This is a genomic window from Methylobacterium sp. WL64 (assembly GCF_008039945.1).
Lineage (GTDB): Bacteria > Pseudomonadota > Alphaproteobacteria > Rhizobiales > Beijerinckiaceae > Methylobacterium.
In genome coordinates this window covers 39,801-58,968 of the sequence record NZ_VRVA01000018.1, presented here as the reverse complement: position 1 = coordinate 58,968, position 19,168 = coordinate 39,801, and the positions used below count along the sequence as shown (strand labels likewise).

Below are 19,168 nucleotides of genomic sequence, written 5' to 3'. Positions count from 1 at the left end.
CCATAAGCGATCGAATCGTCCCTCGCCCGAGGATTAAGACGCCTTCGCCAACGTGCGTTGCAGAATTGCACCGCTGCCATGTGCCCATTTATCAATCGTTTGCACGTGTTATAGGCAGCCATCCGGCGCGGCGTGCCTACAGCTTCGCCTGATAGGTCTATTTGCTGGGCATAACCGCGCCCGCCTGAAAAGTTCCCTGCCAAGCTCGGGTGGCATAGTCCTTGAATAGCCCCGCTCAACCGCGGGCCAGCCCGGCTCGGCGGGCGGCTCGGATCGGGCCGCTGCGTGGATCGGGCGATGGCATCGGTTCCCAGGGACTCGGTTAGGGGGCGCCGCCCATGAAGATCGTGATGGCCATCATCAAGCCGTTCAAGCTGGAGGAGGTGCGCGACGCGCTCACCGGAATCGGCGTCCACGGCCTGACGGTGACGGAAGTGAAGGGCTACGGCCGCCAGAAGGGCCACACCGAGATCTACCGCGGCGCGGAATACGCGGTGAGTTTCCTGCCCAAGCTCAAGATCGAGGTCGCGGTCGCCTCCGACCTGACCGCCAGCGTCATCGACGCCATCGCGGCGGCGGCCCGCACCGGCCAGATCGGCGACGGCAAGATCTTCGTGCTGCCCCTCGAGAAGGCGGTGCGCATCCGGACCGGCGAGACCGACGCCGACGCGCTCTGAGCCGGCCCGCCGACAGCCTCAACCTTTACGCAACGCGCAACGCATCGTGACCGGAGCCACCTGTCCATGAAAGTCCGTAACGCCTTGATGCTCGGCTTGGGAGGCGCGGCGCTCGCCGCCCTCCTGATCGAGCCATCCCTCGCGCAGACCCCGGTTCCGGAAGCCGCCTCCGCGGCGCCGGCCGCCGCGGCCGTGCCGCTGCCCAACAAGGGCGACACCGCCTGGATGATGATCTCCGCGGCCCTCGTGCTGCTGATGAGCGTGCCGGGCCTGGCGCTGTTCTACGGCGGCCTCGTGCGCACCAAGAACATGCTGTCGGTGCTGACCCAGGTGTTCGCGATCGTGTCGATCGTCGGCCTGCTGTGGGTGTTCTACGGCTACAGCCTCGCCTTCACCAACGGCGGCGGCATCAACGATTTCGTCGGCGGCCTGTCGAAGGCGTTCCTGAAGGGCATCGACGCCAACTCGACGGTGGCGACCTTCTCCAACGGCGTCGTGATCCCCGAATACGCCTATCTGTGCTTCCAGATGACGTTCGCGATGATCACCCCGGCGCTGATCGTCGGCGCCTTCGCGGAGCGGATGAAGTTCTCCGCCCTGGTGGTGTTCACGATCCTCTGGGTCACGCTCATCTACTTCCCGATGGCCCACATGGTCTGGTACTGGGCCGGCCCGGATGCCGTCGGCAACGCCGCCAAGGCGCTGGCCGCCGCCACCGACGACGCCTCGAAGGCGACCGCCCAGGCGGCGCTCGACGCGGTCAACAAGGATGCGGGCTTCCTCTTCCAGAAGGGTGCCCTCGACTTCGCCGGCGGTACCGTGGTGCACATCAACGCGGGCATCGCCGGCTTCGTCGGCTGCCTGATCATGGGCAAGCGCATCGGTTACGGCCGCGACCTGCTCGCCCCGCACTCGCTGACCATGACCATGATCGGCGCCTCGCTGCTGTGGGTCGGCTGGTTCGGCTTCAACGCCGGCTCGAACCTCGAGGCCAACGGCACCGCCGCGCTGGCGATGCTCAACACCTTCGTGGCGACCTGCGGCGCCGCGGTGGCGTGGCTGTTCGCCGAGTGGGCGCTCAAGGGCAAGCCGTCGCTGCTCGGCATGCTCTCGGGCGCGGTAGCCGGCCTCGTGGCCGTCACACCGGCCTCGGGCTTTGCCGGCCCGATGGGCTCGATCGTGCTCGGCCTCGTGGCCGGCGTGGTCTGCTTCGTGATGTGCTCCACCGTGAAGAACGCGTTGGGCTACGACGACTCCCTCGACGTGTTCGGCGTGCATTGCATCGGCGGCATCCTGGGCGCCCTGGCGACCGGCATCCTGGTCGATCCGAACCTCGGTGGCGTCGGCATCCCCGACTACACCTCCAAGCCGGGCGAACTGGCAGTCGGCGCCTACGACATGGTGAGCCAGCTCATCATCCAGGCGGAGGCGGTCGGCCTGACCCTGCTGTGGTCCGGCATCGGCTCGGCGATCCTCTACAAGCTCGTCGACCTGACGATCGGCCTGCGTGTGACCCAGGAAGAGGAGCGCGAGGGCCTCGACATCGCCGACCACGGCGAGCGCGCCTACAACTACTGAGAATGAACGGCGCGGCCCTCCGGGGTCGCGCCGCTGACATGAAAACCCCGGCTCCGCGAGGGCCGGGGTTTTTTGTCTTCATGTTGTGCCGTCGACCGACGCGCCGAAGCACGCCCGACGTAGATCCGGTCCACAACGTCAGTGCGCAGCGACGCAACCCGGTGATACGCCGCATCCGGAGATTGCACGCCGCGCCGAGTTGCTGCGCGGAGCTCGCGAGGACGGCGGACTGACGCGGGGGAGGGCGGAATCCGATGGCGGCATCGACGGCGACCTTCCGGCCAGCCTGCGCATGCCGCCCGGTCTCATGATCACCGTATCCGCTTCGAAAGAAGCGGTCGCCATTGTCGTGCAGAGGCTTCGCGAGGGGCGGCGTGAAATCGGTCACGCAGCGTCTACGCGTAGCGGACGGCGGCGCGGCGCGTCCTGGTGGGCCTCCTCGCACGACGATACGCGTCGCGCGAAGCGGTCGGCGCGACGAGTCGGCGCCGAGTGCGCTACGCCGCCTGGGCCAGTGCCGCCTTCTCCTCCGCGAACGCCCAGTCCAGCCACGGCGTCAGCGCTTCGAGGTCGGCCGTCTCCACCGTCGCGCCGCACCAGATCCGCAGGCCGGCCGGGGCGTCGCGGTAGGCGCCGATGTCGAGGGCGACGCCCTCGCGGTCCAGACGCTCGACGATACCCGATGCGAGCGCCGCCACCGCCGCGTCGCCGCGGGCGAGCACGTCCGGGTCTGCGATTACCAGGCAGACGCCGGTGTTCGAGTAGGTCGCGGGGTCGACCGCCAGCGGCGCGATCCACGGGGTCCGGGCGACCCAGTCGTAGATCGCCTTGGCGTTGGCGTTGGCCCGGGCGTGGAGCGCCGGCAGGCCCCCGATCCGCACGGCCCAGTCGAGGGTGTCGAGGTAATCCTCTACCGCCAGCATCGAGGGCGTGTTGATCGTGTCGCCCTTGAAGATGCCCTCGATCAGCTTGCCGTCCTTCGTCAGTCGGAACACCTTCGGCAGCGGCCAGGCCGGGACGTGGCTCTCCAGCCGCTCGACCGCCCGGGGCGAGAGCACCAGCATGCCGTGCGCGGCTTCGCCGCCCATCACCTTCTGCCAGGAGAAGGTCACGACATCGAGCTTGTCCCAGGACAGCGGCTGCGCGAAGGCCGCCGAGGTGGCGTCGCAGATGGTCAGGCCCGCGCGGTCGGCGGCGATCCAGTCGCCGTTCGGGACCTTCACGCCGGCGGCGGTGCCGTTCCAGGTGAAGACCACGTCGTTATTCCTGGTGTCGATCGCCGACAGGTCCGGAAGCACGCCGTAGGGCGTCTGGTGGATCCTGGGCGCGATCTTAAGCTGCTTGAGCGCGTCGGTGACCCACTCCTTGCCGAAGGCCTCCCAGGCGGCGACCTCCACGGGCTTGGGCCCGAGCAGCGTCCACATCGCCATCTCGACGGCGCCGGTATCGGAGGCCGGCACGATGCCGATGCGGTAATCGGCGGGCACCTGCAGCACCGAGCGGGTCAGGTCGATGGCCCGGCCGAGCTTGGCCTTGCCGATGCTGGAGCGGTGCGAGCGGCCGAGCGCGGCACCGTCCAGGGCGGCCGGGCTCCAGCCCGGACGCTTGGCGCAGGGGCCGGACGAGAAGTGGGGAACGCGCGGGCGCCTGTCGGGTCGGCTCATCGTCGGATCCATCCTTGCAGATGGGCGCTCCTCGGCGGGGAGGAGTGTCCCGGAACCGCGCATGCGCCCAATCCGGGCCTCTGGCAAGCGCTTGTCCGGGTTGCAGTCTTCGGTGCGTGCCCCTGCCCGGGACAGGCTGTTCGGGCCTACGGAACCGTCGATTAATCTTGGGTCGTTAGCCTTAATGGCGTGCCGTGTTGCGTTCGAGGTACGCTGATGTCTTTCCACAGTACTGCAATAGTCTCGGCTTGGTCGGTTTTACTTATGGTTATCGGCGCGTTAGCGACCCGCCTCGCCCTCGCGGGCCGGCTCCGGTCCTCCGCCGTACAGCCCTTGCAGCTCGATCCGCTGGACTACGAGTGCGACGGGCCCGTGATCGATCTGGAACCCGCCTGAAGGTCCGGGCGCCGCTCGGCGGTGATGCGTTCGGCCTCCGCCCGCCGCCACCGGGCGATGGCTCCGTGATTGCCGCCCGACAGCACCTCCGGGATCGGCCGGCCTTCCCAATCGCGGGGCCTCGTGTAGTGCGGGTATTCCAGGAGCCCGCCCTCGAAGCTTTCCTCGACGCCCGATTGCGCCTTGCCCATCACACCGGGCAGGAGCCGGACGCAGGCGTCGAGCACCACAAGGGCGGCGATCTCGCCCCCGGACAGCACGTAATCGCCGATGGAGACCTCCTCCAGGCCGCGGCCGGCGATGACCCGCTCGTCGACGCCCTCGAACCGGCCGCAGACGATCAGCGCCCCGGGGCCGGCGGCGAGGTCCCGCACCCGGGCCTGGCTGAGCGGCCGGCCGCGGGGCGACATCAGCAGCCGGGGCCGCGAATCGTCCGCCCCGGTCGCGGCGTCGATGGCGGCGGCGAGCACGTCGCAGCGCAGCACCATCCCGGCGCCGCCGCCGGCCGGCGTGTCGTCCACCGAGCGGTGGCGGCCGAGCCCGTGCTCACGGATGTTGCGCGCCTCCAGGCTCCAGTCGCCCCGGGCGAGCGCGTCGCCAGACAGCGACACGCCGAGCGGGCCCGGGAACATCTCCGGGTAGAGAGTGAGGATCGTGGCCCGCCAGGGCGTTTCCGCGCGCGTCATGGCGCTTGATCGCGCGCCGGGTGCGGCACGGTCAACGGCCCGGGCACCGTTCGGTCCCCGGCGGGTTGTCGGCGATGATCCGGCGCACCCTTCTCCTCACGGCCCTCTTGGCGGGACCTGCCCTCCTGGCGGGACCGGCCCTCGCGGCCGGGCCCCTGGCGCCCCCGGGCGCCCCCGCCGGGGCGTTCCCCAAGCCCGACCGGCCCGTGGCCGAGATCGTGGCGCCGCAATGGTCGGCGGAGGCCGCGCGCGACAAGGCAGGCGAGTTCGAGGCTGTCGCCCGTGGGATGGGCATCGCCTCAGGCGAGACGGTGGCCGATATCGGCGCCGGCAGCGGCTATTACGTGGTGCGCCTGAGCCCGCGGGTCGGGCCCGGCGGCAAGGTCTTGGCCGAGGACGTGACCCCCGCCTATCTGGCGAGCCTCGAAAAGCGCGTGACGGCGCTCGACAACGTCACCGTCGTGCGCGGCGAGCCCCACGACCCGCGGCTGCCGCCCAACTCGGTCGATGCCGCCATCCTCGTGCACATGTACCACGAGATCGCCCAGCCCTTCGGCCTGCTGCACAACCTCGCCCCGGCGATGCGCCCGGGCGGCCGGGTCGGCATCGTGGACGCCGACGACATCCCGTCGCGGCACGGCACCCCGCCGGCGCTCCTGCGCTGCGAACTCGCCGCCGCCGGTTACCGCGAGACGGGGTTTCACCCCCTGAACGGCGGTGCCTACCTGGCGGTGTTCGCGGCCCCTGCGCCGGATGAGAGGCCGCGCCCGGAGACGATCCGCCCGTGCCGGGATGCCGCGACGCCGCGCTGAGCGGTCCGGATCGTGCGGTCAGGGCGTGTCGGCGGTGCCCGGCAGCGCCGTATCGAGGTGGGCCGCGAAACCGGTGAGATGCGGGACCAGGTCGGGCCGCAACTCCATGGAGGGGATCGCGTAAGCGCCGCCGTTCTGCCGCCGGAACGGGATGGGATCCGTGCTGAACAGCGCGCGCATCCGGGCCCGAAGGCTCTCCGCGGTGGCCGCGGAGCCGCTCTCGCTCATGCTGTCGGCCCGATACACGACGAAAGGCGGGAGCACGGCGTAGCCCGGGTAGAACAGCACGCCGTGCTGGATCGGGAACAGCAGGTCATCGATCGGCCCGTTGATCCCCCGGGGGCCGTAATGCGTCTCCCAGCCGCCGGCCGTCACCACCAGCATCGCGCGCTTGCCGGCGAGGGTGCCCTCGCCGTAACGGTCGCCCCAGCGGGTCTCGCTGTGCTCGCCCACCCCGTAGGCGAACCCATAGGCGTAGACCCGGTCGATCCATCCCTTCAGGATCGCCGGCATCGAAAACCACCAGAGCGGGAACGCCAGGATCAGCGCATCCGCCCAGAGCAGCTTGGCCTGTTCGGTGGTTACGTCGTCGGTCAGGGTCCCGGTGAGGAACGCCGCGCTGGATGCGGCCGGGACCCGCAGGCGCGCCGCGTCCGGCAGGATCGGGAAGTCGGCCCGATCGATGGCACTCTTCCAGCCCTCTGCGTAGAGGTCGGTGACGCGGACTTCGTGTCCGTCCGACTCCAGTTGGTCCACCGCCGCGCGGCGCAACGCGTTCGTCAGCGATGCCGGATCCGGATGGGCTGAGACGACGAGAATCTTCATGAGGCGGGCTCGCTGGGGAGGAAGAGCCGCGAAGCTAGAAGGCCGCCAGGCCATCCGGTAGACGGAACGGCGGGATAGGATCGTTCCGCACAATGGATCAATCGAGCGTCACGCTGGAGCGGATGCGGAGCTTCGTCCGCGTGGTCGAGCGTGGCAGCCTATCGGCCGTGGCGCGCGAGCAGGGCGTCGGTCAATCGACCGTCAGCCGGCACGTGGCCGAACTCGAAGCCGCCCTGGGCGCCAGCTTGCTGAACCGGACCACGCGGCGGGTCACCCTGACCGACGAGGGCACGCGTTTCCACGCCGAGGCGCGCACCATCCTGCGGATGGTCGAGGAGGCCGCGGACGGCGTCCGGAACGCGGGGGGCGGCCTGACCGGCACGGTGCGCGTGTCATGCACGGCGGCCCTGGGCGTTCGACACGTCTGCCGGGCGCTGTTCGCAGTCCAGGATCACTATCCGGGACTCAGCGTCGATCTCGGTTTGACCGACGAGCGGATCGACCTCGTGCGCGAGGCGACGGATGTCGCGATCCGGCTCGGCCCGCTGGCGGAGAGCAGCCTGCAGCGCAAGGCCGTCGGTCGCTCGCGCCGGATCCTGGTGGCGTCCCGGCGCTATCTCGCAGATCACGGCCGGCCCGAGAAACCGGACGACCTGGTGCGGCATTCAATCATCCGCATGAGCAACGTTGCCGGCAGCGACACGCTGTGCCTGTACGGGCCGGACGGCGCGACATCCCGCGTCCCAGTGGGCGGCCGCTTGCTGGTCGACCACGGCTTGGCCGCCCGCGAGGCCCTGGCGCAGGGGCGTGGCATCGCGGCCGCCCATATCTGGCTCGTGGACGATCTGCTGGCGGTGGGGGCGATCGAGCACGTCCTGCCGGACTACGCGCCCGCGCCGGTCCAACTCTCGATCCTGATCGTGCCGGGCCGCATCCGCATCCGGCGTATCCGTCTGGTGGTCGATGCCCTGGCGGCCGCGCTTGCCGAGCTTCCCGGAATCGACAGGCCCTAAGCGGGTGGCCGATCACGCACCGGCACCCAGCCTGAGCCTGTCAGAACACTCAGCCCGGATCGTCGGCCGGCTTCTCGCCCACCGGCGCGAAGAAATCCTCGGGCAGCACCACGGTTACCCGCCGCTGCGCGATGTCGAGGACCGGCACGAACGCCTTGGTGAAGGGCAGCAGCGCCGTGGCGCCGCCCGCGGCGGGCTTGAGCTCGAGCAGGTCGCCGCCACCGTAATTCGGAACCGCGACGACCGTGCCGACGACGTTGCCGGCCTCGTCCACCGCCGTGGTCCCCACGAGGTCGGCTGCATAGACCTCGTCGTCGTCGTCGGGCTCCGCGAGGCGGTCGCGGGGGATGAACAGGGCGACGCGGTTGAGCGTCTCGGCAGCGCTGCGGCTGCCGATATCCTTGACCCGGGCGATCAGGATGTCGGGGGAGGATCCCGGGGCGGTGCGCACGGCCGACAGGGTCAGCGTGCGATTGTCGGAGGTCATCAGCGGGCCGTAGCCGGCGATCGCCAACGGATCGCCGGTGTAGGATTTCAGGCGGATCTCGCCGTTGAGCCCGTGCGCGCGGCCGAACTCGCCCAGGAGGACGAGGTTCGGGTCGGGCGGCACGGGCGGGGCCACCGGCTTGGGGGCCGGTGCCTTGGGCGAGGTCGCGGCCTCGGGCGCGATTGCGCCGATAGCCGTGCCAGCGCGGCCACGGCGACCGCCGTCGCGGGAGGATGGACCAGCGGGGCGGCGTGCCATGGCCTCGAGCCTCAGGCCGCGGCGTCCTCGGCGGGCGCGGCGGCCTTCTCGGCGCGCTTGGTCGCGCGCTCCTTGGCCTTCTCGCCGGGCTCGGCCTTCTGCGGGTTGTTGCGCGTCGGGCGCTTGGCGAGGCCGGCCTGGTCGAGGAAGCGCAGGACCCGGTCGGTCGGCTGCGCGCCCTTGGCGAGCCAGCCCTGGATCTTCTCGGCGTCGAGCTGGATCCGGGCCGGATCGTCCTTGGCCTTCATCGGGTCGTAGGCGCCGACCTTGTCGATGAAGCGGCCATCGCGGGGGGCGCGGGCGTCGGCGACGACGATGCGGTAGTACGGACGCTTCTTGGCGCCACCGCGCGTGAGACGGATCTTCAGGGCCATTGTCTTAGGACTTTCTCTGTTCGTCGACCGACGGCGCATGGTTGGCCGCGATCGTCTGGTGGTGCCGGATGACCTCCTTGACCACGAAGGCCAGGAACTTCTCGGCGAAGTCGGGGTCGAGCTTGGCCTCGACCGCGAGTGTGCGGAGCCGGGCGACCTGACGCGCCTCCCGGTCCGGATCGGAAGGGGGGATCCCCTTTCGGGCCTTGAGCTCGCCGACCCGCTGCGTGCAGCGGAAGCGCTCGGCGAGCAGATGGATCAGCGCCGCATCGAAATTGTCGATGCTGTCGCGCAGGCGGGCGAGTTCGGGATCGACCGCTTGGGCAGCGAGGACGCTCATTTCTTCTTCCCCGGCATGAAGCCGCCGAGACCGGGCAGCTTCGGGCCGCCGAGGCCGGGAAGCCCCGGCATCTTCGGCATTCCACCCAGGCCGCCGCCCAGTCCGCCCCCGCCCAGGCCCGGCGGCATCGGCGGCAGCTTGCCGCCGAATTGCTTCTCGATCTGCGCGATCTGCTCGGGCGTCGGCTCGGGCATGCCCGGCGGAAGGCCTCCCGGCATGCCGCCGCCCATGCCACCGCCGCCGAGACCGAACATCGAGCCGAGGGCCTGCCCGATGCCGCGCTTGCCCGAGCCCATCGCCTTCATCATGTCGGCCATGGTCCGGTGCATCTTCAGGAGCTTGTTGATCTCCGAGACATCGACGCCGGAGCCCGCCGCGATGCGCTTCTTGCGGGAGTTCTTCAGCAGATCGGGGTTCTTCCGCTCGTGCGGGGTCATCGACGAGATGATCGCCCGCTGGCGCTTGAACATCTTCTCGTCGAGGTTGGCGCCCTCGACCTGCTTCTTCATGGCGCCCATGCCGGGCAGCATGCCCATCAGGCCGCCGATGCCGCCCATCTTCTCCATCTGGGCGAGTTGCATGGAGAGGTCCTCCAGGTCGAACTTGCCCTTGCGCATCTTCTCCGCGGTGCGGAGCGCCTGCTCGTGGTCGATGGTCTCGGCGGCCTTCTCGACCAGGGAGACGATGTCGCCCATGCCGAGGATGCGGTTGGCAACGCGGGCCGGGTGGAACTCCTCCAGCGCGTCGACCTTCTCGCCGGTGCCGACGAGCTTGATCGGCTTGCCGGTGACGGCGCGCATCGAGAGCGCCGCGCCGCCGCGGGAATCGCCGTCCATGCGGGTGAGCACGATGCCGGTGACGCCGAGCCGTTCGTCGAAGGCGCGGGCGGTGTTGACCGCGTCCTGGCCGGTCAGCGCGTCGGCGACCAGCAGCACCTCGTGGGGCCGCGTCGCGGCCTTCACCTCGGCCGCCTCGACCATCAGCGCCTCGTCGACCGTGGTGCGGCCGGCGGTGTCCAGCATCACCACGTCGAAGCCGCCGAGGCGGGCCGCCTCCATGGCGCGCTTGGCGATCTGCACCGCCGACTGGCCGGCCACGATCGGCAGGCTCTCGACGCCGACCTGCTTGGCCAGCACCGCGAGCTGCTCCATGGCGGCCGGGCGGCGGGTATCGAGGGAGGCCAGCAGGACGCGGCGCTTCTCGCGCTCGGACAGGCGCCGGGCGATCTTGGCGGTGGTGGTGGTCTTGCCCGAGCCCTGGAGGCCGACCATCAGGATCGGCACCGGCGCCGGGGCGTTGAGGTCGATCACCTCCGCATCCGTGCCGAGCATCGCCACCAGCTCGTCGTTGACGATCTTGACGACCATCTGGCCGGGGGTGACCGACTTGAGCACGACGGCGCCGACCGCCTTCTCCTTCACCCGGTCGGTGAAGCCGCGCACGACCTCCAGAGCCACGTCGGCTTCCAGCAGGGCGCGGCGGACCTCGCGCATCGCCGCGGTGACGTCGGCTTCGGTCAGGGCGCCCCGGCGGGTGAGCCCCGAGAGGATGCCGGACAGGCGGTCGGACAGGCCTTCGAACATGGTTTTTCCGACCCGCGCTTACTGTTCGAGACCGGCGCGCTCGACGCGGCGCGCCTGGAGGGCGGCCTCGAAGCTGCGCACGGCGCTCGCGAACTTGTCCCGGCACTCCGGATTGCAGAACCCGACCACCGCGCCGTTGTAGAGCGTCAGCGAGTCGGCCGAGATCGGCTTGCCCGACCACGGGCAGGTCTCGTTGATCGCATCCGCGATATTCAATGCGGCTGGGGTCACGGCGACTTGGGTCATGCGATAAGCCTCGACCGGCGGAGCCCGGCGAAGCGGATCGGCCCAACACAGATCGCGCCCGAGGGCGCGGACGCGCTGTCGGGCGTTGACCTCCAGCCTCAGGGGCCGGTCGGCTTCGTGTCGTGACGATCTGCTACGGATCGGAAGCGCGGGGTAGCGGCAGCCACCGCAAAAGTCAATTTTCGGTATCCCGCCCGCGAACCATCTCACGGTTGAGGGGACCGGGTGCCATTAACTTTTACGGATCGTTAAGCATGTTGCGACTCTGATCGGGCAGCACCCGTTCAGGACGACCGCCGATGTCGGAACCCGCCCGCACCCTGCCGCCGCACGAGACCGGCAGCCGCATCGCCCCCGGCCCCCTGCGGGACTGGCTGGCGACGATGAAGACCCACAGCCCCGCCGAGCAGCATGGCGACGACCGCCCGTATGAGGCTGAACCGGACGCCAAGGCCCCCCGGGCCGCCGAGGCGGCCTGGTCGCCGCGACTCGTGGCGCAGCCCGAGGCGCCCGGCGCGGTCGCGGAGGATGCGGACGTGTCCGAGCTGATGGCCGAGAACATGATGCTCAAGGCCAAGCTGAAGCTCGAGGCCGACCGCCAGACCGAGCTGCAGGCGATCCTGGCCGAGGAGATCCGGGCGCTGCGGGACCATATCCGCGAGGAGATCGGCTCGATCGAGGACCTGCGCGCCGAGCAGGAGGAGGTCCGCGCCGAGCGCGAGGAGTTCCGGAGCGAGCGCGAGCGGTTCCGTCAGGAGCGGGAACACATGCGGGCCGAGCGCGACCGCGCGGTCACGGAGCGCGACGGGCTGCGAGCCGAGCGTCACGCGATGGCGGCCGAGCGCGACGCCCTGCGCGAGGAGCGCGACCTGTGGCGCGCCCGGACCGAGGCCCTGGCCCAGCCGCTGTTCCAAGCCCCGAAGCGCTGAAGACACCCCTGAAAAGCCGAAGGGCCACCCGTGAGGGTGGCCCTTCCATTGCCGAACCGTCATGTCCGGCGGAACTGTCCCGAAATCGGGGCTCAGACGCGTCTTAGAGCGACGCGCCGGAGGCGACGGTCCAGGTCCGGTAAGCCGAGACTGACGGCTGATGACAATGAGACACTGGATCACCTCCTTTCGTTCGTTGCGGGTGATGCGAAGGTAGGTGGCCGGACCCGGCTTGTGAAGCCCCGTGGCTGCGCCCGTTTGTCCTCCCCGTGCGCCCGCTTTCCCGCTTCGGCTGCCGGGCGTATGACGAGCCCACCGAGGTCAGCCCGAACCGCCGTTGAACGCGCCCGTCACGCCCCTGCCGCGTCCGCCCGAGGATGCAGCCCTCGATCCCGAGGCCATGCGCCAGCCGCTCGGCAACGCGTGGTACTGCGTCGGCCAGTCCCGCAGCCTCGGCCGCACCGGGCTCCGCGCCGTGGAGCTGAACGGCGAGCAGATCGTGCTCGGCCGGGCCCCCGACGGGACCCCGTTCGCGCTGCGCGACCGCTGCCCGCATCGCGGCATGGCCCTGTCGAAGGGCCGCTTCGACGGCGACACCCTGATGTGCCCGTTCCACGGCTGGCGCTTCGGCACGGACGGGCGCTGCCGGGACGTCCCGACCCTGTCCGAGCACGACGCCGCCGATTTCTCCCGCATCCAGGTCCAGCGCTTCCCGGTACGGGAGAGCGCTGGGTTCCTGTGGGTGAACCCGCATCTCGGGCCCGCCTCCGGCGACGTGCCCGCGGTGCCGGAGCTGGATTTCGCGCCGGCCGGCTCCCTGGTCGTGGAACTCGTGGTCGAGGCGTCCTACGATCTCACCACGCTGAGTCTGGTCGATCCCGGCCATGTCGCCTTCGTGCACGACAGCTGGTGGTTCCGGCCCTCGAAGCAGCTGCGCGAGAAGGTCAAGACGTTCCAGCCGGTGCCTCACGGCTTCGTCATGACGAGCCACGCCACCACGACGAGCTCACCAGTCTACCGCCTGCTCGGCGGCGTGCCCGAGGTCGAGATCGAGTTCCGGCTGCCCGGGGTCCGGTTGGAGCGCATCCGCGCGGGTGACAAGCGGGTGGCCAACTACACCTTCGCCACGCCGCTCACGCCGGACCGGACGATGCTGACCAACGTCCTGGTGTGGAGCATGCCGGCGCTGAACCTGCTCAAGCCCATCGCGCGGCCGCTGATGCGGCAGTTCCTCACGCAGGACCAGGAGGTGCTTCAGCACGCGCAGGACGGCCTGGACCGTAAGCCGACCATGGTGCTGTTCGGACAGGGCGACCTGCCCTCGCAATGGTATTTCCGGCTCAAGCGCGAAGCCCTGGACTCGGCCCGCACCGGGCGCCCGTTCGAGAATCCCCTGGAACGGCGCGAGCTGCGCTGGCGGTCCTGATTTATAGAGCAGTTATTGGGCTCTATTCGGGGCGAGTAACGCTCTATTAACCACACTTTGCGCAATGATTTCCTAGACCTATTCCTCTCGAGACGCTGCGCGCCGATGCCCCGTTTCTACATCGACCTCCATGACGGTTCCCAGCCGGTCCGCGACGAGGTCGGCTTCGACCTGCCGGACCTGCCGGCCGCCCGCGCCAAGGTCACCCGGATCATGTCGGCGATCGCCCGCGACATGCTACCCGACGTGGAGCGCCAGGATTACGTCGCCTGCGTCCGCGATACGGTCGGCAAGGTCGTGTTCCGCGCCCGCCTGTCGCTCGCCGCCGAGGCCGTGGAGTGAGGCAAAAGCGGGCCTGAGGCTCCCCGTCGCGGTGGCCGGAGCTTGACCACGGCGCCGGGCCGGCCATTTCCCAACCATGAAACGGCGCAGCCTGCTCACGGTCGCGAGTGCGGCCACGGTGATGACGCTCGGCGGCGTCGGCTATGCCGCCCACCGCCGGGGCAAGAACCCCTATTATCGCGGCCCGGAATCGGACCATTTCGACGGCCTGCGCTTCTTTTTGCCGGACCAGGCCACCGACAAGTCGTTGCCGGACGTGCTGCGCTGGCAGGCCAAGCGGCAGCGCGAGCCCTGGCCGAAGAGCTACCCGAGCCCGTTCCCCGCGGACCGTCCGCCCGAGCGCAGCGGATCCTTGCGCGTCGTGCTGATCGGGCACGCGAGCTACCTGGTGCAGGTCGCCGGCCGCAACATCCTGATCGATCCGGTCTTCGCCCGGCGCGCCAGCCCGGTCCGGTTCGCCGGACCGAAGCGGGTCAACCCGCCCGGGATCGCGTTCGCCGACCTGCCCCCGATCGATGCGGTGCTGATCACCCACAACCATTACGATCATCTCGACGGGCCGAACCTCGCCCGGATCTGGCAGGCCCACCAGCCGCTGATCGTCGCGCCGCTGGGCAACGACACGATCCTGCGCAACTTCGACGACACGATGCACGTCGAGACCCGCGACTGGGGTGAGTCGGTGGATCTCGGCGACGGTCTCGCCGTCCACCTGGTGCCGGCCAACCACTGGTCGGCCCGCGGCGTGCAGGACCGGCGCATGGCGCTGTGGTGCGCCTTCGTGATCACCTCGGCCCAGGGCGTCCATTACCATGTGGGCGATACCGGCTTTGGCGACGGCGGGCTGTTCCGCGACATCCGCGCCCGGTTCGGGGCGCCCCGCCTCGCGACCCTGCCGATCGGTGCCTACGAGCCGCGCTGGTTCATGCAGGCGCAGCACGTAAACCCGGCCGAGGCCGTGGAGGCCTTCGCGCTGCTCGGGGCCGACCAGGCGCTCGGCCACCATTGGGGCACGTTCCAGCTCACCGACGAGGGCATCGAGCGGCCCGCTGAGGCTCTGGCGATGGCCCTGGAGGCGCACGGCATCGCTCCAGAGCGCTTCCTGGCGCTGCGGCCCGGGCAGGTCTGGGGAGCCTGAGGCGCAGAATACCGACCGCCGCCGCGCTGGGCACGATGCATGCAGGATACCGTATGCAGCCTGCCTGCGGCGCGTCTCGATGACGGGGGCGACCGCCGGCCGGCCGCGCGTCCCCTTCTGCCGAGAGACCCGATGGACCCGATCAAGCCGACACGCCGCTCGCTCATGGCCGGGGGCGCCGCCCTGGCTGCGCTCGGCACTGCGGGCCGGGCCGGCGCGCAGGGCGCGGCCGCCGGCAGCCTGACCTACGGCATCTCGATGACCGACCTCCCGCTCACGACCGGCCAGCCGGATCGCGGCGCCGGCGGCTACCAGTTCACCGGCCTGACCCTGTACGATCCCCTCGTCGCCTGGGATCTGGGCATTGCCGACCGGCCGGGCCGGATGGTCCCCGGTCTCGCCACCTCCTGGGCGGTCGACGCGGCGGATCCGAAGGTCTGGGTCTTCCACCTGCGCGAGGGCGTGGCGTTCCATGACGGCTCGGCCTTCGACGCCGACGCGGTGATCTGGAACTTCGACAAGGTGCTCAACAAGGAGGCACCGCATTTCGATCAGCGGCAGGCCGCCCAGGTACGCCCGCGGCTGCCGGGCGTCGCGAGCTACCGCAAGCTCGACGCGAAGACCGTCCAGGTGACGACCAAGAACCCCGACAGCCTGTTCCCCTACCAGATGCTGTGGTTCCTGATCTCCTCGCCCGCCCAGTACGAGGCGGTGGGGCGCGACTGGGCGAAGTTCGCGTTCCAGCCCTCGGGCACCGGCCCGTTCAAGATGGGCCAGCTGGTCCCGCGGGTCCGCCTCGAGCTCCTGCCGAACGCCGGCTACTGGAACCCGAAGCGGGTGCCCAAGCTCGCGAAGCTGACGCTGACCTGCGTGCCGGAGGACCTCGCCCGGGTGAACGCGCTGCTCTCCGGCAATGTCGACCTGATCGAGGCGCCGGCCCCCGACGCGGTGCCGCGCCTCAAGTCATCCGGCATGCGCGTCGTCGGCAACGACACGCCCCATGTCTGGAACTACCACCTGTCGATGCTGGAAGGCTCGCCCTGGCGGGACGTGCGCCTGCGCAAGGCCGCCAACCTCGCCATCGACCGCGACGGCGTGGTCCAGCTCCTGGGCGGCCTCGCCCAGCCGGCCGTGGGCCAGATGCAGACGTCGAGCCCGTGGTTCGGCAAGCCGAGCTTCCAGATCAGGACCGACGTCGAGGCGGCGCGCAAGCTCGTGGAGGAGGCCGGGTTCTCGGTGAAGAACCCGGCGAAGGCGACGATCATGATCCCCACCGGCGGGACGGGGCAGATGCTGTCCCTGCCGATCAACGAGTTCGTCCAGCAGAGCTGGGCCGAAGTCGGCATCCAGGTCGAGTTCAAGACCGTCGAGCTGGAGGTCGCCTACACGGCGTGGCGCCAGGGCGCGGCGGATCCGAGCCTCAAGGGCGTCACCGCCGGCAACATCGCCTACGTCACCTCGGATCCGTTCTACGCGATCCTGCGCTTCTACGATTCGAAGCAGATCGCCCCGAGCGGCGTGAACTGGAGCCACTACCGCAATCCCGAGGTCGACGCCCTCTGCGACAAGGTGAAGGCGAGCCTGGACCCCGAGGAGCAGAACAGGCTGCTGGCCCGCATCCACGAAATCGTCGTCGACGACGCGGTGCAGGTTTGGGTGGTGCACGATACCAACCCGCACGCTTTGTCACCGCGGGTGAAGAACTATGTTCAGGCGCAGCATTGGTTTCAGGACTTGTCGACGCTGGCCTGAGACAGCCGGGACCTCTGCGACGCCGCGGGAGATGCCTGGGCGAATCGGGAACAATCGTCGCGAGACTGTGTTGGGACCCCAACGCACGAAGGAGTGTCCCATGAAGACCCTGCTCGCCGGCGCCATCCTGGCCGCCTCCCTCGCGACTGTCGTCCCGGCTTCGGCCCAGCGCATCGATATCGGACCCGACGGTCCCAGCGTCGACCTGCGCTCGCGCGGTCAGCGGGAGCGGGATTTCCGCCGGGACGAATACCGCCGGGATCGTGACCGCGCCGATGACGACGACCGGATGTATCGTCGCCAGCGATTCGAGGACGACCGTCCGGCGGTTCGCCGCGGCTACGGTTACTGATTCGGGCTGTCCACAGCTTACGTGACTGAATGCTTTTTAAGGGGTCGGCCCAGGCCGACCCCTTTTTCGCGTCGTTCGTCACCCGGAAGACGTGCGACTGGCCTGCCCTGCCAATTTCGCACTTGCAGCATTGTCTGGGCGAGACTAGGAAGATCCCGCATCGAGTTTCGGGAGAATTTGGCAATGACGCTTCGGTTCATCAGTGGTTTCGCGGCTTTTGCCTTCGCCGTTTCCGGCCTCGCCGTCCCGGCCGCCCTCGCCAAGCCGGTGACGGGCGCCAGCGCCGTCAAGATGATCGACACCGACAACGACGGGACCGTCGACCTCAAGGAAGTCGAGGCCGTCGCCTCCGCGACCTTCGACCGCCTGGAGAAGGATGCCGACGGCACCCTCGACGCCAAGGAGCTGAAGGGTCGCCTGAGCAAGGCCGGCCTGAAGCAGGCCGATCCGGACAACGACGGTACCGTCGACAAGAAGGAATACCTCGCGGCCGTCGGCGAGCGCTTCAAGATGGCCGACCCGGACAACGACGGCACCCTCGACGCCAAGGAGCTGAACTCCAAGGCCGGCAAGGCGCTGCTCGCCCTCGTCAAGTAACGTTGCGTTAATACTGATTGCGCGCATCGAAGATGCCGGCGCCCCCGTGGATCTCTGCGCGGGGGCGTTCTTGCGTTCGAACCGGGAATGCCATGTGGATGGCCGGCAAGCTGGCGTCACTGCTATTACATCCCTCGGTTGTAATCACCTTCTTCTTTGATGATGTCGGGATCGACCTTTCCGACGGCGTAGCCTGCGACAATCCCGCTTTGAAACCGTTATGCCTGCAAGATGGGCAGGCGGACGGTTGACTGATCGCAACCTGTAGGTGCAGTTTGGAGGCGGTTGGGGGACCGAACCATGCGTAAGGACACGCCAGACGACGTCACGAGCCTCGAATTGCTTGCAGAGATGCGGGCCATGATCGACGCCGCGCGCCAGGTCATCGAAGGCTCGCAGGTCACCCGTGTCGGGCCGGTGGGCGAATCGGCGGCCGCTCCGGTGCCGACACACGGGGCAGACGCGCCGCACGATCCCGCGGACCTGCTCGGCGACATCAGCGACAGCCTGCTCGACGCCTATCAGTTCGCGAAACACGACGGCGATCCGCTGACCATCGCGCTGATCGAGAAGGTCCTGTTTCATGTCGGGCGCCGGCTCGCGCGGGGCATGACGCCCGCCGAGGCCGGCATTCCCTGCCACTGACGCCTCGTTCAAGGCGATGGCCGGCTTGAGGGTCGCCGGTCCTCAGGCGCTGCCGGCCTCGATGCGATCGAGGAACGCCCGCAGGTAGCATCCGGCGGCGTCGGCGCGCTCGACCGCCAGGAGGTGCGCCGCCCGCGGCAGTACCACGAGCTCGGCCTGGGCGATGCCGGCGCAGAGCGCCTCGGCCATGGCGGGGGGCGTCGATGGGTCGTCGCGCCCGGCCATCACCAGGGCCGGGGCCGCGATCGCGGACAGGGCGGGCCGAAGGTCCATCCGGCCGATGACGCCGCAGCACACCGCGTAGCCGACCGGATCGCAGGCGACGAAGCGCTCCCGCACGGCCCGCACGGCGCCGGGTGAGCGTTCGGCGAAGGCGGGGGTGAACCAGCGCGCCAGCGTCGCATCGACGAGCGCACCGGTCCCCTGCATCCGCGCCGTCTCGGCACGCTCGTCCCAGCTCTGCGTGCTTGGAAGATGCGCGGCCGTCGCCATCAGGGTCGCGCTCGTGCAGCGTTCCGGATCGGCGCTGGCCAGCGCCTGCACGATCATGCCGCCGAGCGAGAGCCCGACCAGATGGGCGCGGGCGATCCCGAGCGCGTCGAGGAGCCCCGCGAGATCGCCGGCCAGGTCCGCGATCTCGGTCGGCCGGTCGCACGTCTCGGAGCCGCCATGTCCGCGGGTATCGTAGCGCAGGGTCCGGAAACGGCCGGCGAGCGCCGGCAGCAGGGCGTCCCACATGTCCAGGGTGGCACCGAGCGAGTTCGAGAACGCAACCACGGGGGCGTCCTCGGGGCCCTCCAGGAGATAGCGGAACGCGAGTCCCCGGACGGTGATCTTCGGCATCAGACGTCTCCGTGTACGGTTGCATCCGGACCGGTGCCTCCCACCGGCCGACGGCACGTCCCGCCGAGATAGGTCGTCCGCCGGCAGCGATCAGCGCCCGTCCGGATAATCCGGCCGCCCGGGAGAGCGCGCCCGGCGTTCCAGTTCTCGATTATGAAGCCGGTGAGCGTGTCGAGCATCCGGTGCTACTGGCGCGATCCCCCGG

Annotated in this window: 22 protein-coding genes; 13 read left to right on the top strand and 9 right to left on the bottom strand. The window is 69.7% G+C overall.

Going from position 1 to position 19,168, the window contains the following annotated elements; all coding sequences use genetic code 11:
• The first annotated feature begins 338 nt into the window (after positions 1 to 338).
• Together FV242_RS11555 and FV242_RS11550 are read left to right on the top strand one after the other, a co-directional pair.
• Positions 339 to 677: a P-II family nitrogen regulator gene (locus FV242_RS11555; RefSeq protein ID WP_147855545.1), complete on the top strand. Its 339-nt coding sequence runs from the start codon at positions 339 to 341 to the stop codon at positions 675 to 677.
• A gap of 66 nt (positions 678 to 743) precedes the next feature.
• Entirely contained in the window at positions 744 to 2,255 is a 1,512-nt protein-coding gene (locus FV242_RS11550) for an ammonium transporter (RefSeq protein WP_147906383.1), read from the top strand.
• Positions 2,256 to 2,752: 497 nt separating this feature from the next.
• Here FV242_RS11550 and FV242_RS11545 read toward each other — a convergent pair whose 3' ends face one another.
• Together FV242_RS11545 and trmD are read right to left on the bottom strand one after the other, a co-directional pair.
• Positions 2,753 to 3,919, bottom strand: a complete 1,167-nt coding sequence (locus tag FV242_RS11545; RefSeq protein ID WP_147939017.1) for a phosphoserine transaminase — start codon at positions 3,917 to 3,919, stop codon at positions 2,753 to 2,755.
• A 353-nt stretch (positions 3,920 to 4,272) separates the two neighbouring features.
• Positions 4,273 to 5,001 (bottom strand): tRNA (guanosine(37)-N1)-methyltransferase TrmD, encoded by a 729-nt coding sequence (gene trmD, locus FV242_RS11535; RefSeq protein WP_147939016.1) that lies wholly within the window; start codon positions 4,999 to 5,001, stop codon positions 4,273 to 4,275.
• A 74-nt stretch (positions 5,002 to 5,075) separates the two neighbouring features.
• On the opposite strand from trmD, the gene FV242_RS11530 reads away from it, so the two are divergent.
• On the top strand, positions 5,076 to 5,813 hold the full coding sequence (locus FV242_RS11530) for a class I SAM-dependent methyltransferase (RefSeq protein ID WP_147939015.1): 738 nt from the start codon (positions 5,076 to 5,078) through the stop codon (positions 5,811 to 5,813).
• An 18-nt stretch (positions 5,814 to 5,831) separates the two neighbouring features.
• Here FV242_RS11530 and FV242_RS11525 read toward each other — a convergent pair whose 3' ends face one another.
• The gene (locus FV242_RS11525) at positions 5,832 to 6,638 is read right to left on the bottom strand and encodes an NAD(P)H-dependent oxidoreductase (RefSeq protein ID WP_147939014.1); all 807 of its coding nucleotides are present in this window, start codon (positions 6,636 to 6,638) and stop codon (positions 5,832 to 5,834) included.
• 92 nt (positions 6,639 to 6,730) lie between these two features.
• On the opposite strand from FV242_RS11525, the gene FV242_RS11520 reads away from it, so the two are divergent.
• Positions 6,731 to 7,651, top strand: coding sequence for a LysR family transcriptional regulator (locus FV242_RS11520; RefSeq protein WP_147906389.1), 921 nt, complete (start codon positions 6,731 to 6,733; stop codon positions 7,649 to 7,651).
• Between the two features lie 49 nt (positions 7,652 to 7,700).
• Here FV242_RS11520 and rimM read toward each other — a convergent pair whose 3' ends face one another.
• Genes rimM through FV242_RS11495 form a run of 5 tightly spaced genes read right to left on the bottom strand, consistent with a single transcriptional unit; the run spans position 7,701 to position 10,939 of the window.
• Entirely contained in the window at positions 7,701 to 8,396 is a 696-nt protein-coding gene (rimM, locus tag FV242_RS11515) for a ribosome maturation factor RimM (protein ID WP_147939013.1), read from the bottom strand.
• A gap of 11 nt (positions 8,397 to 8,407) precedes the next feature.
• The gene (gene rpsP, locus FV242_RS11510; protein ID WP_007559476.1) at positions 8,408 to 8,770 is read right to left on the bottom strand and encodes a 30S ribosomal protein S16; all 363 of its coding nucleotides are present in this window, start codon (positions 8,768 to 8,770) and stop codon (positions 8,408 to 8,410) included.
• Positions 8,771 to 8,774: 4 nt separating this feature from the next.
• Positions 8,775 to 9,110 carry a chorismate mutase gene (locus tag FV242_RS11505; RefSeq protein WP_147906391.1) on the bottom strand — a complete coding sequence of 112 codons (336 nt, stop codon included), beginning with the start codon at positions 9,108 to 9,110 and terminating at the stop codon, positions 8,775 to 8,777.
• Complete coding sequence (gene ffh / locus FV242_RS11500; RefSeq protein ID WP_147906392.1) at positions 9,107 to 10,693, bottom strand: signal recognition particle protein; 1,587 nt, start codon at positions 10,691 to 10,693, stop codon at positions 9,107 to 9,109. Before ffh ends, FV242_RS11505 begins: the two co-directional genes overlap by 4 nt.
• Before the next feature lie 18 nt (positions 10,694 to 10,711).
• Positions 10,712 to 10,939 (bottom strand): glutathione S-transferase, encoded by a 228-nt coding sequence (locus FV242_RS11495; protein WP_147906393.1) that lies wholly within the window; start codon positions 10,937 to 10,939, stop codon positions 10,712 to 10,714.
• Between the two features lie 299 nt (positions 10,940 to 11,238).
• Here FV242_RS11495 and FV242_RS11490 point away from each other — a divergent pair, with 299 nt between their 5' ends.
• From FV242_RS11490 to FV242_RS11455, 9 genes are all read left to right on the top strand, one after another.
• The gene (locus tag FV242_RS11490) at positions 11,239 to 11,868 is read left to right on the top strand and encodes an ATPase (protein ID WP_147939012.1); all 630 of its coding nucleotides are present in this window, start codon (positions 11,239 to 11,241) and stop codon (positions 11,866 to 11,868) included.
• A 400-nt stretch (positions 11,869 to 12,268) separates the two neighbouring features.
• Entirely contained in the window at positions 12,269 to 13,294 is a 1,026-nt protein-coding gene (locus FV242_RS11485; RefSeq protein WP_147939027.1) for an aromatic ring-hydroxylating dioxygenase subunit alpha, read from the top strand.
• 105 nt (positions 13,295 to 13,399) lie between these two features.
• Positions 13,400 to 13,636 carry a hypothetical protein gene (locus FV242_RS11480; protein ID WP_147856934.1) on the top strand — a complete coding sequence of 79 codons (237 nt, stop codon included), beginning with the start codon at positions 13,400 to 13,402 and terminating at the stop codon, positions 13,634 to 13,636.
• Between the two features lie 76 nt (positions 13,637 to 13,712).
• Positions 13,713 to 14,774 (top strand): MBL fold metallo-hydrolase, encoded by a 1,062-nt coding sequence (locus FV242_RS11475; RefSeq protein ID WP_147906395.1) that lies wholly within the window; start codon positions 13,713 to 13,715, stop codon positions 14,772 to 14,774.
• 132 nt (positions 14,775 to 14,906) lie between these two features.
• On the top strand, positions 14,907 to 16,526 hold the full coding sequence (locus FV242_RS11470) for an ABC transporter substrate-binding protein (RefSeq protein WP_147939011.1): 1,620 nt from the start codon (positions 14,907 to 14,909) through the stop codon (positions 16,524 to 16,526).
• 100 nt (positions 16,527 to 16,626) lie between these two features.
• Entirely contained in the window at positions 16,627 to 16,878 is a 252-nt protein-coding gene (locus FV242_RS11465) for a hypothetical protein (protein WP_147906397.1), read from the top strand.
• Between the two features lie 183 nt (positions 16,879 to 17,061).
• Positions 17,062 to 17,475, top strand: a complete 414-nt coding sequence (locus FV242_RS11460; protein ID WP_147906398.1) for an EF-hand domain-containing protein — start codon at positions 17,062 to 17,064, stop codon at positions 17,473 to 17,475.
• A gap of 98 nt (positions 17,476 to 17,573) precedes the next feature.
• Entirely contained in the window at positions 17,574 to 17,726 is a 153-nt protein-coding gene (locus FV242_RS34490; RefSeq protein ID WP_187278395.1) for a hypothetical protein, read from the top strand.
• A gap of 109 nt (positions 17,727 to 17,835) precedes the next feature.
• Complete coding sequence (locus tag FV242_RS11455) at positions 17,836 to 18,120, top strand: hypothetical protein (protein WP_147939010.1); 285 nt, start codon at positions 17,836 to 17,838, stop codon at positions 18,118 to 18,120.
• A 42-nt stretch (positions 18,121 to 18,162) separates the two neighbouring features.
• On the opposite strand, the gene pcaD is transcribed toward FV242_RS11455, so the two are convergent.
• Positions 18,163 to 18,963: a 3-oxoadipate enol-lactonase gene (gene pcaD, locus FV242_RS11450; RefSeq protein ID WP_147939009.1), complete on the bottom strand. Its 801-nt coding sequence runs from the start codon at positions 18,961 to 18,963 to the stop codon at positions 18,163 to 18,165.
• Between the last annotated feature and the right edge of the window lie 205 nt (positions 18,964 to 19,168).

Coding starts and splice junctions, on each gene's coding strand:
- rpsP (WP_007559476.1), bottom strand. CDS start 8,770: ATGGCCCTGAAGATCCGTCTCACGCGCGGTGGCGCCAAGAAGCGTCCG.
- FV242_RS11550 (WP_147906383.1), top strand. CDS start 744: ATGAAAGTCCGTAACGCCTTGATGCTCGGCTTGGGAGGCGCGGCGCTC.
- rimM (WP_147939013.1), bottom strand. CDS start 8,396: ATGGCACGCCGCCCCGCTGGTCCATCCTCCCGCGACGGCGGTCGCCGT.
- FV242_RS11470 (WP_147939011.1), top strand. CDS start 14,907: ATGGACCCGATCAAGCCGACACGCCGCTCGCTCATGGCCGGGGGCGCC.
- FV242_RS11555 (WP_147855545.1), top strand. CDS start 339: ATGAAGATCGTGATGGCCATCATCAAGCCGTTCAAGCTGGAGGAGGTG.
- FV242_RS11480 (WP_147856934.1), top strand. CDS start 13,400: ATGCCCCGTTTCTACATCGACCTCCATGACGGTTCCCAGCCGGTCCGC.
- FV242_RS11490 (WP_147939012.1), top strand. CDS start 11,239: ATGTCGGAACCCGCCCGCACCCTGCCGCCGCACGAGACCGGCAGCCGC.
- FV242_RS34490 (WP_187278395.1), top strand. CDS start 17,574: ATGGCCGGCAAGCTGGCGTCACTGCTATTACATCCCTCGGTTGTAATC.
- FV242_RS11460 (WP_147906398.1), top strand. CDS start 17,062: ATGACGCTTCGGTTCATCAGTGGTTTCGCGGCTTTTGCCTTCGCCGTT.
- FV242_RS11505 (WP_147906391.1), bottom strand. CDS start 9,110: ATGAGCGTCCTCGCTGCCCAAGCGGTCGATCCCGAACTCGCCCGCCTG.
- FV242_RS11525 (WP_147939014.1), bottom strand. CDS start 6,638: ATGAAGATTCTCGTCGTCTCAGCCCATCCGGATCCGGCATCGCTGACG.
- FV242_RS11530 (WP_147939015.1), top strand. CDS start 5,076: ATGATCCGGCGCACCCTTCTCCTCACGGCCCTCTTGGCGGGACCTGCC.
- FV242_RS11545 (WP_147939017.1), bottom strand. CDS start 3,919: ATGAGCCGACCCGACAGGCGCCCGCGCGTTCCCCACTTCTCGTCCGGC.
- FV242_RS11495 (WP_147906393.1), bottom strand. CDS start 10,939: ATGACCCAAGTCGCCGTGACCCCAGCCGCATTGAATATCGCGGATGCG.
- FV242_RS11465 (WP_147906397.1), top strand. CDS start 16,627: ATGAAGACCCTGCTCGCCGGCGCCATCCTGGCCGCCTCCCTCGCGACT.
- FV242_RS11485 (WP_147939027.1), top strand. CDS start 12,269: ATGCGCCAGCCGCTCGGCAACGCGTGGTACTGCGTCGGCCAGTCCCGC.
- trmD (WP_147939016.1), bottom strand. CDS start 5,001: ATGACGCGCGCGGAAACGCCCTGGCGGGCCACGATCCTCACTCTCTAC.
- FV242_RS11520 (WP_147906389.1), top strand. CDS start 6,731: ATGGATCAATCGAGCGTCACGCTGGAGCGGATGCGGAGCTTCGTCCGC.
- pcaD (WP_147939009.1), bottom strand. CDS start 18,963: ATGCCGAAGATCACCGTCCGGGGACTCGCGTTCCGCTATCTCCTGGAG.
- ffh (WP_147906392.1), bottom strand. CDS start 10,693: ATGTTCGAAGGCCTGTCCGACCGCCTGTCCGGCATCCTCTCGGGGCTC.
- FV242_RS11475 (WP_147906395.1), top strand. CDS start 13,713: ATGAAACGGCGCAGCCTGCTCACGGTCGCGAGTGCGGCCACGGTGATG.
- FV242_RS11455 (WP_147939010.1), top strand. CDS start 17,836: ATGATCGACGCCGCGCGCCAGGTCATCGAAGGCTCGCAGGTCACCCGT.